This window comes from Ornithinimicrobium panacihumi (assembly GCF_052073805.1).
Taxonomy (GTDB): domain Bacteria; phylum Actinomycetota; class Actinomycetes; order Actinomycetales; family Dermatophilaceae; genus Ornithinicoccus; species Ornithinicoccus panacihumi.
This window is the reverse complement of the sequence record NZ_JBQGWG010000019.1, coordinates 18,261-30,150: the sequence shown is the minus strand read 5'-3', so window position 1 is coordinate 30,150 and position 11,890 is coordinate 18,261. Positions and strand designations below refer to the sequence as shown.

9 protein-coding genes are annotated in these 11,890 nt (G+C 72.0%); 2 read left to right on the top strand and 7 right to left on the bottom strand.

Annotated elements, in window-relative coordinates:
- Window position 1: 1 nt before the first annotated feature.
- Window positions 2-1,744 (top strand): cytochrome c biogenesis protein ResB, encoded by a 1,743-nt coding sequence (gene resB, locus ACTMMA_RS14475; protein WP_237767434.1) that lies wholly within the window; start codon window positions 2-4, stop codon window positions 1,742-1,744.
- 632 nt (window positions 1,745-2,376) lie between these two features.
- The gene (locus ACTMMA_RS14470; protein WP_083664265.1) at window positions 2,377-4,317 is read left to right on the top strand and encodes a bifunctional copper resistance protein CopD/cytochrome c oxidase assembly protein; all 1,941 of its coding nucleotides are present in this window, start codon (window positions 2,377-2,379) and stop codon (window positions 4,315-4,317) included.
- 298 nt (window positions 4,318-4,615) lie between these two features.
- Here ACTMMA_RS14470 and ACTMMA_RS14465 read toward each other — a convergent pair whose 3' ends face one another.
- The 7 genes from ACTMMA_RS14465 to ACTMMA_RS14435 form a co-directional block, all read right to left on the bottom strand.
- Entirely contained in the window at window positions 4,616-4,738 is a 123-nt protein-coding gene (locus ACTMMA_RS14465; RefSeq protein ID WP_269087347.1) for a hypothetical protein, read from the bottom strand.
- A gap of 162 nt (window positions 4,739-4,900) precedes the next feature.
- On the bottom strand, window positions 4,901-6,544 hold the full coding sequence (gene lnt, locus ACTMMA_RS14460) for an apolipoprotein N-acyltransferase (protein WP_083664264.1): 1,644 nt from the start codon (window positions 6,542-6,544) through the stop codon (window positions 4,901-4,903).
- Entirely contained in the window at window positions 6,537-7,451 is a 915-nt protein-coding gene (locus tag ACTMMA_RS14455) for a cation diffusion facilitator family transporter (protein ID WP_075811999.1), read from the bottom strand. The genes lnt and ACTMMA_RS14455 overlap by 8 nt, the downstream gene beginning before the upstream one ends.
- The gene (locus ACTMMA_RS14450; RefSeq protein WP_441190835.1) at window positions 7,448-9,439 is read right to left on the bottom strand and encodes a heavy metal translocating P-type ATPase; all 1,992 of its coding nucleotides are present in this window, start codon (window positions 9,437-9,439) and stop codon (window positions 7,448-7,450) included. The genes ACTMMA_RS14455 and ACTMMA_RS14450 overlap by 4 nt, the downstream gene beginning before the upstream one ends.
- Entirely contained in the window at window positions 9,436-9,861 is a 426-nt protein-coding gene (locus ACTMMA_RS14445) for an ArsR/SmtB family transcription factor (RefSeq protein ID WP_441190834.1), read from the bottom strand. The genes ACTMMA_RS14450 and ACTMMA_RS14445 overlap by 4 nt, the downstream gene beginning before the upstream one ends.
- 50 nt (window positions 9,862-9,911) lie before the next feature.
- Window positions 9,912-10,529: a vitamin K epoxide reductase family protein gene (locus ACTMMA_RS14440; RefSeq protein WP_075811993.1), complete on the bottom strand. Its 618-nt coding sequence runs from the start codon at window positions 10,527-10,529 to the stop codon at window positions 9,912-9,914.
- On the bottom strand, window positions 10,510-11,169 hold the full coding sequence (locus tag ACTMMA_RS14435; protein WP_441190833.1) for a DsbA family protein: 660 nt from the start codon (window positions 11,167-11,169) through the stop codon (window positions 10,510-10,512). The genes ACTMMA_RS14440 and ACTMMA_RS14435 overlap by 20 nt, the downstream gene beginning before the upstream one ends.
- Window positions 11,170-11,890 lie beyond the last annotated feature (721 nt).

Genomic DNA, 11,890 nt, shown 5'->3' with positions numbered 1-11,890 from the left:
CATGGCCACCACCGGGGAGGGCACCACCCGGAACGGGCCCAGAGACAAGGTCATCGCCGGTGTGCGCACGTCGCGGTCACCGGAACAGATCCAGCCGAGCTACCCCAAGGACCGCACCACGCTGGGCGGCCCCCGCCTCGGACCCGTCGGCTGGGCGCGCTGGACCTGGCGGCAGCTGACCAGCATGCGCACCGCGCTGGCCCTCCTCCTGCTCCTCGCCCTCGCGGCGATCCCCGGCTCGATCTTCCCGCAGCGCGGGGTCGACCCCGTCCGGGTGCGGCGCTACTTCGAGGAGAACCCCGGCGTCGCGCCGTGGCTGGACCGCATCGGGATGTTCGACGTCTACGCCTCGCCGTGGTTCGCCTCGATCTACCTGCTGCTGATGGTCAGCCTGGTGGGCTGCATTCTGCCGCGCTCGCGTCAGCACCTGGAGGCCATGCGCGCCCAGCCGCCCCGCACGCCGGCCCGGCTGGGCCGGCTGCCCGCCCGCAGCACGGCGGTCCTCGACGCGGCGCCCGAGGCGGTGGTCGCCGCCGCGCGCGCCGAGCTGGGCGGCCGCCGCTACCGGCTGCGCACGGAGGAGGACGGGTCGCTGGTCGTCTCGGCGGAGAAGGGCTACCTCAAGGAGACCGGCAACCTGCTGTTCCACCTGGCGATCCTCGGCGTCATCGTCTCCGTCGCCGTGGGCCACCTGTTCGGCTGGCGCGGGGAGATCATCGTCAAGGAGGGGGAGACGGTCACCACGGGACCGAGCGCCTTCGACACCCTGAACCTGGGGCCGCTGGTCGACCCCGACGACATCCCGGTCTTCTCCCTGCGCCTGGACGACCTGGACGTGGAGTTCGAGTCCGAGGCCGAAGGCGCGCAGTTCGGCCAGCCCCGGCGCTTCGCCGGCACCGCCACGCTGCAGGCCGGTGACGGCCCGGCCCGGAGCACGGGGTTCGGTGTCAACGACCCGCTCCATATCGCCGGCACCTCGGCGTTCCTGCTCGGCAACGGCTACGCCCCCGTGGTCACCGTCCGCGATGCGGCGGGCCGGGTCCTCTTCCAGGACGCCGTGACCTTCCTGCCGCAGGACAACAACTACTCCTCCGAGGGAGCGATCAAGGTCCCCGGCGCCGACCCCGCGCTCGCCTTCGTCGGAGGCTTCCTGCCCACGCTGACCTTCGACCCGCAGATCGGGCCGACCTCCAGCTTCCCCGGCCTGGTCGACCCTGCCCTGGTGCTCGCGGTCTTCGAGGGCGACCTCTTCCCCGAGGGCCGGGCCCAGTCAGTCTTCTCGGTCGAGACCGACTCGATGGACCAGGTCCTGCAGGACGACGGCAGCCCCGCCAGCCTGCTCATCCGGCCCGGCGAGGAGCTAGAGCTGGCGGGTGACCGCGGCTCGATCGAGCTGGAGACCGTGATCCGCTGGGGCGGGCTGATGGTCCGGCACGACCCCGGCCGCATCCCCGCGCTCGTCTTCGCCGGCATGGCGCTGCTCGGCCTGGGGCTCATGCTCGGGGTGCGCCGCCGCCGCGTCTTCGTCCGGGTCACCCCGGTGCACGCGGCCGACCCGGCCGGAGACGGCGCGGGCCCCTCCGGTGATGGCCCGGACTCCTCCGGCGACGGCACGCGGCATACTGGAGTGACCGTCGCCGCCCTGCCCAAGGGCACCGACCCCGGACTGGACGAGCTCGTCGACCAGGTCCTCGAGCGGACCGTGACCGCCTCCGGCGGCCGCCGCGTGGTGAGCGGCCCCTGACCGCACGCCCTCAAGGGAGGTAGGACGGGTCCCCAGTAGCGGTGCCCCGCGGCAGGCCGCCGCTGCCACGCACCTTAACGGTCGACCCCGTTCCAGGGTTTCTCGCCCCACCGAGGACGCACCGTAAGAGGTACTGCGGCGCGGTGGCCGGCGACGAGTCACCGGATCACGCGCAGGGCCTGTCCGCCGAGTCGGATCTACCGGTCACAGACGGGGCCCCCTCGCTGCGCGTGATCCTCAGCGGGGCACGCCGGCGGTGGTCGGCTGAGCCCCGGCAGTGAGTCGCCGGACGCGACGGCGAACACGTCTCTTCAGAAACAGTGAGCGCCAGGGAGACGTCCCGGACGCCGGTAGAACTCGCTGGTGGTGAGCACCGACGTTCGCGGGTAATCGGCGCGGCTACCCCGGGGGTGGGTGACATGCGATCTTCGGGCGGGTCTGGCCGTTCCTCGGGCGCTCGCACGCCGGGAGGCGCCACGCCCGCACGCCGACGGGCGGCGTCGCGAGGGTGCAGGCAGGGGCGGCGGTCGAGGCCCGGCGCGCGCCCGGTCACACGGACCGGGTCGGCACGCCGACACCCATGTCCCCCGACCGGGGGCCACCCCTTCCCCTGGCGTACCTAGGATGATCGCATGGCGAACGAGGTGCCTTCCGGGTCGTCCCCCGCGGCGCCAAGGGCTGCGGGTGCCGGGGACCGGGCGCCGCTGGTCGGTTGGGCGGTGCCCGTCACAGCCACGCTCTGCGCTCTGGTGGTCGCGGTGCCGGTCGCCTCCTTCTCCGGCGCCGCCGCACCGCTGGCTCTCGGGGACGCCGGTCCCCTCGTGCGCTGGGGTCTGCCGATCGTCGGGACCGTGCACGACCTCGCGGCCTCGTTCACCATCGGGCTGCTGCTCGTCGCGGCCTTCCTCGCACGGGAAGGCACAACTACCAGGCGGCGAGAGACGGCCGCCCAGATGGCCTTCCTCTCCGCGGTCGTGTGGCTGGTCAGCGCGACCGTCGTGCTCTACCTCACCCTGGGTGAGCTGGCCGGCATCTCGCCCTCCTCCTCCGGCTACCTCTCCGAGCTCATCGGCAACGCCTGGTCGCTCGAACTGCTCCGTCTTCACCTGGGCGTCGTCCTGCTCGTCGTGCCCGTGGTAGCCCTGACCGCCTACGTGCGGTCGCGGGCCGAGTTGGGCTGGACCTTCGCTCTGGCGCTGCTGGCTCTCGTGCCGCTGGCCTTCGCCGGTCACTCCGCGAGCGCCATCGGCCACCGGACGGCCGTGGCCGCCCTCAACCTGCACCTGGTCGGACTGACGGTCTGGGTCGGTGGGCTCATGGCGATCGCCGCACTGCTACCCGTGCTCGGTCCCGCGCTGGCCGACACCGTGCGACGCTTCTCCACGGTGGCCACCTGGTGCTACGTCCTGGTCGCCGTGTCCGGCATCCTCTTCGCCACCGTCACGGTCGGCTCCCTCGAGAACCTCGCCACGCCGTACGGCGTGCTCCTGCTCGCCAAGGTGGCGCTGCTGGTGGTCCTCGGTGTCGCGGGCTACGCCCAACGCAGCACCGCCGTCGCCCGGGGTGTGGACTCGGCGATGCGGTTCGGGCGGGTCGCGGCCGGCGAGATCGTGCTCATGGCCGCCGCCGTCGCACTGGGGGTCGTGCTGGGGCGCACGCCCACCCCGGTGCCCGAGCCCGTCGAGCTCACACCCGTGCTCGACCTCACCGGCTGGCCGCTGCCGGAGCCGTTCACCTGGTCGCGGCTCGTCCTCACCTGGCGCACCGACTGGCTGTTCGCGCTCCTCGCCGTGACCGCCATCGGGCTCTACGCCGCCGGTTTCGTCCGGCTCCGCCGCCGTGGCGACCGGTGGCCGGTCCACAAGCTGTACCTCTGGGTGCTCGGATGGGTGGTGTTCATGTGGCTCACCAGCGGCGGGCCGGGCGTCTACGGGCGGGTGATGTTCTCGATGCACGCGGCCGCGCACATGGGCCTGATGACAGTCGTGCCGGTCCTGCTGGTGCCGGCGAGCGCGATCACGCTCGCCCTGCGGGCCCTGCCGTCGCGCCAGGACCGGACCTTGGGTCCGCGTGAGCTGCTGCTCGCCCTGACCCAGTCGCGGTGGGCGGCGCTCTTCGCCAGCCCGGTGGTGGCCGCACTGCTGCTTCTCGGCAGCCTGGCCATCTTCTATGGGACCCCTTTGCTGGCGTGGGCCCTGACCACTCACGTCGGGCGCGTCCTCATGGTCGCGCAGTTCTCCATTGTGGGCTACTTGTTCGTCTGGGCTTTCGTGGGCACCGACCCCGGGCCACGCATGTGGTCCGCTCCTGTGAGGTCCATGGTGCTGGGCGCCACGCTCGCCGGTCAGGCCTTCTTGGCCCTCGCCGTCATGCGGACGGACTCTCTGCTGGCGTCAGAGTTCTACACGACCATCGAGGTGCCCTGGGTGTCCGACCTGCAGGCCGACCAGCAGTTCGGCGGCATGGTGGCCCTGGGTACCGGCTACTTGCCGGTCGTCGCCCTCCTGCTGATGGTGGTCCTCGGGGTGTACACGCGCGCCGGGCGCCAGGCCGAACCGGGCAGGCACGGGTGAGTGGAGGCAGCCGACGCGCGGGAGCGACGTAGCTGGCCGGGGATGCGGTGATGGATGCTTGGCGGGGACTGCGGTGCGGGGCGCAGGTACTCGAACGCCTGTGGGGCGGGTGCAGGCACACAGCCCTGCCCGAGCGGCCCTGATGTCGAGGATACCCGGGCGGTGAGGCCGCAGCCTCGCTGAGACGGTACGACGGGCATTAGCGCTGCATTAGCGCAGCACCAAGTCTGCTGCTCGAGAGGGAGGTCCCGCGCGCTGGCTCACCCCGGAGCCAGTCCGCCGCGCCGGGATGCCCCAGTCACCGGTCGAGCATGAGGATCAGGATCGGGACAAAGTACCCTGCCGCCAGCAGGGCCACGACCACCAGCAGCAGGCGGGCTGCCCAGGACCGGCCGGCCGGTCGGTCACGCTTGCGCCTCACCACGTCCCCGCCGACGTCCGGGGATCGGAAAGGGCCACTTGCGGCGTCGCGATCTTGGTCATCTGCTCTCTTCCCTAGCGCACTGTCCGTGACGGCGAAGTATCCACGCTCGGGCGCGCCCAGCACCGGCTGGCCACCGCAGCAGGGTCGTCTCACGCCTGTTCATCGACCGCCTGCTGTCGGAGGGACAGACCGTTCGGCGACCCTCATCTCGGCCGCCTCGCTCGGACCAGCCACCCGGTCCCGCCGACGACGGACAGCCATCCTCACCATGCCCAGGACCACGACGCCCGCGGCGGCGGGCACCACCCAGGGACCCGTGCGGACGGCGAGGGTCTGCTCGGTGCGCAGCGGCAGCTGCCCGAGCAGGGTGGCTTGCGTGTATGGGTCGCTGCGTGCGTGGACGACACCGTCGGGGGTGATGAGCCCGGAGACACCGACGTTGCTGACGTGCGCGACGGACCGGCCGTACTCGACGGCCCGCACCCGCGAGACCGCCAGGTGCTGCACGGACTGGTCGCTCTCTCCGAACCAGGCGTTGCTGGTGGGCACCACGAGCAGCTGCGCGCCACCGGTGACGAGGTCGCGCACGGCGCGGTCGACGACGACCTCGAAGCAGATGGCCAGGCCAAGGTTCACGGTCCGGCCCGTGGCGAGCGGGACCGGCATCAGGCCGGGGCGGTCGCCGGCGTTGAGGTCGACGATCCGGTCCACCCACGGGCTGAGATACCTCAACAGCGGTCGCAGCGGCATGACCTCGCCAAAAGGTGCCAGGTAGACCTTGCTGTACGTCTGGTCGAGCCCGTGCCCGGGCAGGTAGCTGAACACCATGTTGAAGGCAGGACCGGCCCCGCCCTGCCGGGACAGGCCCCCGAGCAGCATTGGTGCCCCGACGGCCTCGACCGCCCCCATGATCCGGTCGGTGGCTGCCTGCCCGGCACGCGGGTCGAGCGGGTCCAGGTCGGTTGCGCCCTCGGGCCACACCACCAGGTCCGGAGGCGTGCCACCGGCGGCGACCTCGTCCGCCAGCGCGTGGGTGGCGTCGGCGTACCGGTCCAGCATCACCCCCGGCTCGGCCGTCAGCGTCCGGGAGAAGCCGTCGGGCAGGTCACCCTGGACCGCCGCCACGGTCACGGCCTCGCCCGCCGTCGGACGAGGCACCAGCACCGGACCGGCCACCAGGACGGCGGCACCAGCCAGGGCCACGGCGGCCCGCCGCGGCTGGGCCCCACCCGGCGCCATCAAGCGCTGCACGGCCACGGCGAGGAGCCCACCGGCGAGGGCCACCAAGAACCCCAGCCCGGGGACCGCGAGCAGGCTGACCGCGCCCAGCATCGGCGAGTCGGCCTGGCTGAAACCGAGCCGAGCCCAGGGAAAGCCGCCGAACGGGGTGACCGAGCGCGCCCACTCCATCAGCACCCACGCGGCCGCACCGATCACCGGGCGAACCCTGCCGCCGCGCTGCAGCAACGCCAGCACGGCACCGAGAGCCGCCGGGTAGAGGGCCGAGGCCACGCTCATGCCAAGCCACGCCGGGATACCGGCGTAGGTGCCGGCCCAGGTGAACATCGGCGTGAACCAGGCCAGCCCGAGCAGCACACCCGACAGCGCACCGGCCCACCACGTGGCGCCGGCAGTGGCCAGTGCCAACGCAGCACAACCGACGACCGCCAGCCACCACACGTCGTGCCCCGGGAACGCCAGCCACAGGCAGACCCCACCCAGCAGCCCGAGCAGCTGACGGGCACCGAGCACCCGCGGGACGGTGCGCAGACCCGTCCGGACCGGACGGGCCAGCCTATGCATGCGCGGCGTGCTCCCGTGCGGCGTGGCCCGGTGGCTCGAGCTGGAAGGTCGAGTGCTCGATACTGACCTCGAAGTGGGCGGCGACGCAGTCCTGGAGCTGGGCGAGCATCTCGGCGGCGTGGCCGTCGGTGAAGCACTCCTCGTCCAGGACGACGTGCGCGGACAGCACGGGCAGGCCGGTGGCGATGGTGGAGGCGTGCAGGTCGTGGATGTCTTGGACGTGCGGCAGGGCGAGGACGTGGGCGCGGACGTCGTCCAGGTCGAGTCCCTTGGGGGTGGACTCCAGCAGGATGTGCCCAGCCTCGCGCAGGATGATGATCGCGCGTGGGATGATGAGGGCGGCGATGAGCATGCCGGCGATGGAATCGATGCGGACCCACCCGGTGGTGGCGATGACGATGGCGCTGACGATGACGGCGACAGACCCGAGGGCGTCGTTGACGACCTCGAGGAACGCCGCGCGCATGTTCAGGTTGGCGGTCCGCCCGGTGCTGAGGACCAGCATGGAGGCGATGTTGGCGGCCAGGCCGACGATGCCGAAGACCAGCAGGCCGGTGGAGCTGACCTCGTGCGGTTCGTAGAGCCGCCGCACGCCCTCGACGAAGGCGTAGATCCCGACACCCAGGAGCACGGTGGCCTGCGCGCCGGCGGCGAGGACCTCGGCGCGGCGGAATCCCCAGGTCCGCTCGGCGGTCGGTGGGCGCAGCGCCAGTGACGCGGCGACCAGCGCCATGAGCAGCCCGGCGGCGTCGGTGAGCATGTGTCCGGCGTCGACCAGCAGGGCCAGGGAGCCTGTCCACAGCGCCCCGATGACCTCGGCGACGAGGATGGTGGTGGTGATGGCGAACGCTATGGCGAGGCGGCTCCGGTGAGTGGTTGCGGCGCCGTGGTCGTGACCCGCGCTCATACGTGAGCTCCTTCTGGCCGGGCGCGTTCAAGGGCGGTGCTCGGGGTGGGTAGGTGCCTGGAGCGTCCGGCACGGACGCCGTTGGCGATGACGACGACTTCGGCCAGCTCGTGGATGAGCACGACGGCCGCCAGGCCCAGGACCCCCAGCAGGGCCAGCGGGATGAGGACCGCGATGAGGGCCAGGGAGAGCACGACGTTCTGCACCATGATGGCCCGGGTGCGGCGGGCGTGGTCGAACGCGAACGGCAGCAGCCGCAGGTCATCGCCCATGAGGGCGACGTCGGCGGTCTCGATGGCGACATCGGTGCCCATGGCGCCCATCGCGACGCCGACGTCGGCGGTGGCCAGCGCGGGTGCGTCGTTGACGCCGTCGCCGACCATCGCGGTGGGTCCGTGGGCGCGCAGCCGGGTGACCACCGTGGACTTGTCCTCGGGACGCAGGTCTGAATACACCTGATCGATGCCTGCCTGTGCGGCCAGGGCCTGGGCGGTGACCTGGTTGTCGCCGGTGAGCATGGCCACGGTGTAGCCCTGCTCCCGGAAACGGGCGATGACCTCGCTCGCCTCGGGGCGCAGCTCGTCCCGGACCGCGATGGCGCCGACCGGGTGGCCGTCGACCTCGATCACGACCGCGGTCGCGCCGGCCTGCTGCATACCGGCCACCGCCGAGGAGAGGGCGCCAGGCTCGACCCAGGTGGGCTTGCCGAGGCGGACCCGCGCGCCGTCGACGGTGCCGACCAGCCCGGCGCCGACGACCGCATCCACGTCCTCGGCGGCGGGCACCTCGTGGCTGGCGGCCAGGATGGCCGCGGCGAGCGGGTGCTCGCTGCGGGCCTCCAGCGCGGCCGCCCACGCCAGCACCTGGCCTCGGTCGTGGCCGGGCGCGGTGGCGACGTCGATCACGGCCGGCCGGTTGCGGGTCAGCGTGCCGGTCTTGTCCAGGGCGACGGTGCGCACCTTGCCCAGGGCCTCCATCGCGGCGCCACCCTTGACCAGGATCCCACGGCGGCTGGCCGCGCCGATCGAGGCGACCGCGGTGACCGGCACCGAGATCGCCAGGGCGCACGGTGAGGCCGCCACGACCATGACCAGGGCTCGGTGGACCCAGACCGAGGGGTCACCCAGCAGGGCCCCGAGCAGGACCGTCAAGACGGCGGCGACGAGGATGCCGGGCACCAGCGGGCTGGCGATCCGGTCGGCCAGCCGTTGGGTGGCGCCGCGGCGGGACTGCTCGGCCTCCACCACGTGCACGATGCGGGCCAGGGAGTTGTCCTGCGCGGTGGAGGTGACCGCCACCTCCAGGGCGCCGGTGCCGTTGATCGACCCGGCGAAGACGTCCTGGCCGGGCCCGGTCTCCACCGGCATGGACTCGCCGGTGATCGCCGAGGTGTCCAGGCTGCTGCGGCCGCTCCGCACCCTCCCGTCGGTCGCCAGCCGCTCCCCGGGCCGGACCACCATGACGTCCCCGACCACCAGCTGCCCAGGGTCGACCACGAGCTCGCGGCCGGCGCGCAGTACGGTCGCCTCCTTGGGCACCAGGTCCAGCAGCGCCCGCAGGCCGTGCCGGGTCCGGGCCAGGGAGTACTCCTCCAGGCCCTCGCTGAGGGAGAACAGGAACGCCAGCGCGGCGGCCTCCTCCACCTGCCCGAGCAGGGTGGCGCCGACGGCGCCGATGGTCATCAGCAGGCCGACGCCGAGCTTGCCGCGCGCCAGCCGCCGCAGCGCACCCGGGACGAAGGTGGACCCGCCCACCAGCAGCGCTGCCGCGGCCAGTACCAGCTCGGCGGTCTCCCACCCCGCGAGCCCGGCGAGGAGCCCACCACCCAGCAGGGCACCGGAGAGCAGACCCAGCTGCACCTCGCGCACCTGCCAGAGCCGGGTGACCGGTTCTTCGACCTCACCGCCACCGGTGGGAGGCGGCGGGGTGATCTCGCACCCGCACGCGTCCACGAGGATCTCCCGCTCCGGGGTCTCCTGGCCGCTCACGCGCCCGCCTCCTGCCCCGTGTGGGTGCGCAGCTGGTCCGGGGCGGGGTTGCCCTCGGTCCCGACGCCGTAGTTCGGGCACAGGGCCACCGCGTACCCAGAGGAGGCGAGCAGCCGCTCCGCGGCGTCGAGCACGCCGAGCAGCTCCGGTGCACTGGTCAGCGAGAGCATCGAGGCCCGACCCTGCGGCCGGGACGCGACCAGGCCGCAGTCGCGCAGGCACGCCAGGTGCGCGCTCACCGTCGACTGCGCCAGCCCCAGGTGCTCGGTGAGGTCCCGGACGCGGTGCTCGCCCAGGGTCAGGTGCTGCAGGATCGCCAACCGGGACGGGTCCGACAAACCGTGGAACAGCGCCGCGGCGACGTCCAGACCGTCTGTCGACGAGTCCGCAGACTCGCTCGTGCTCCGTGGTGCCATCGTCATACGACGATGATAGTGCATGGCGGGGGCGTCTTCGCACCCTGGGCACACTCCTACACCAGGGTGACCCAGTAGTCCCAGAACCGGACGGCGATCAGACCGGCGACCACGAGAGCCCAGGCGACGACGAGGCTGCTGGCGTATGTCCCGACCCAGCGGGGCAGCGCACCGGTGCGGGACCAGCGGGCCAGCACCGCGACAAGGGCAGTGACCGTGACGACCCAGACGACCATGCAGTACGGGCACAACGCCCCGATGCGGTAGAGGCTCTGGAAGATGAGCCAGTGCACGAACACCGTGCCCAGGCCCGTGCCCACGGTCAGTCCGCCCCAGTACCAGGACGGCAGCCGGGCGCCACTGAGCACCGTGACGGCGACCGTGACCAGGGCGGCGAAGCCGGCCACGCCCAGGATCGGGTTGGGGAACCCGAGCAGCTCGGCCTGCGGGGTGCTCATGACCGACCCGCAGCTCAGCAGCGGGCTGATGCTGCAGCTGGGCACGTACGCGGGGTCTGCGACCAGCCGGATCTTCTCGACCAGCAGCACGAATGCCGCCGACAGGCCGATCCACCCGCAGACCAGCAGGACCCAGCCGGTCGTCGGCGAGGCTCGCTTCTCCGACTGGGGGGACGCGTCCGACACCGGCCGCGACTCAGTCGTTGACGGCTGCATCGATGTGGGCAAGGAAGTCCTCGGCCGAGGTCACCTGCACCGGCTCTCCGTCCAGGAAGAACGTCGGCGTGCCCTGCACCCCCAGCGCCAAACCGTCCTGCCGGTCCCGCTCAACGCGCTGCTGCGTGGCCGGGTCGGCGACCGCGGCGTCATAGGCGTCCATGTCCAACCCCAGCTCCTGCGCGAACTCCCGGAACAGCGGCGCCTTCGACTCCTGCTGCTCGCCCCACTCGGTCTGGGTCTGGTACATCCGCGTGTACATGTCCTCGAACCTGCCCTGCTGGGCCGCGGCCTCCACCGCCACCGCCGCCGTCATCGAGTTCGCGTGCCCGTCGATCGGGAAGTAGCGCACCACGAACGTCAGCTCTCCGGCGTACTGCTCCCGCACCTGCTCCACCAGCGGATAGGCCGCCAGGCACGCCTCGCACTCGAAGTCCAAAAACTCCACCAGCACCGGCGCCCCCTCCCCCGCGTCGTCCAGCACGTGGCTGTCCTCGCGCGCCACCGGCACGGACGAACTCGCCCCTGCCGCGTCAGTGACCCCCGGGGCCGACGCCGGGCGGGTCAGCTGCACGGCGATGGCCACCACCGCGGCGAAGACGCCGATCAGCAGGAGGGACAGGATCACGTTACGCCGCAAGAGGGCACTCCTTCATCAGGCACGGACAATCGTCAAGTCAAGCCGCGGAGACGCTCCGGTCCCGCCCCGGATGGTAAAGCCCGACCCTGAGAACCCTCCGCCGGGGAAACAGGACGCCTCATACCGACCCCCGCGGTCGGGGACGGTCACAGGCCGAAGGCGCCCCCTTCCGAGGAGTCTCGCTACGCGCGAGGCCGAAGAGGACGAGTGAACAGAACGTGTTTCCAGCGTCGAAGTACCACCACGGCCGGCCTGCGGGGGGTGACGGGTACCTCGTCGCCACCTTCATCCCCCATGACGCTCGGCGGCGTCATGATGGCCAAGCCGGGCCGGTACGTCGAGGACACGCGTCACACTGCACCCCCGAGATCGACGTCGTAGCCGAGAGCGGCGCCGCGCCAGCTCAACCCCTCGGGCAGGTCCGATGCGACGCCCCCACCTACCCGTGGTCAGCCAGGGTGGCTCGGAGGCCTTCGTCATCGGTCTGTACTCCATCCACTTGATCACGCTGCCATTCAGGCCCGGTATCCGCCTGCCCCCTTGAGGATTCCGACACGTTGGTGAGACGGCCCGCGTCTCACCAACGTGTCACTGCGCAGGTCAAACGGCTGCTTGTCCGACAGGTGCAGCGAACCTACATCTCTTCTCTCTGCTCAAGGTGTGGGGTGTCTCATCTAACGTGTCGGTTTCTCAGGCAGAGGGAACGCGTCGGTGCGCACCC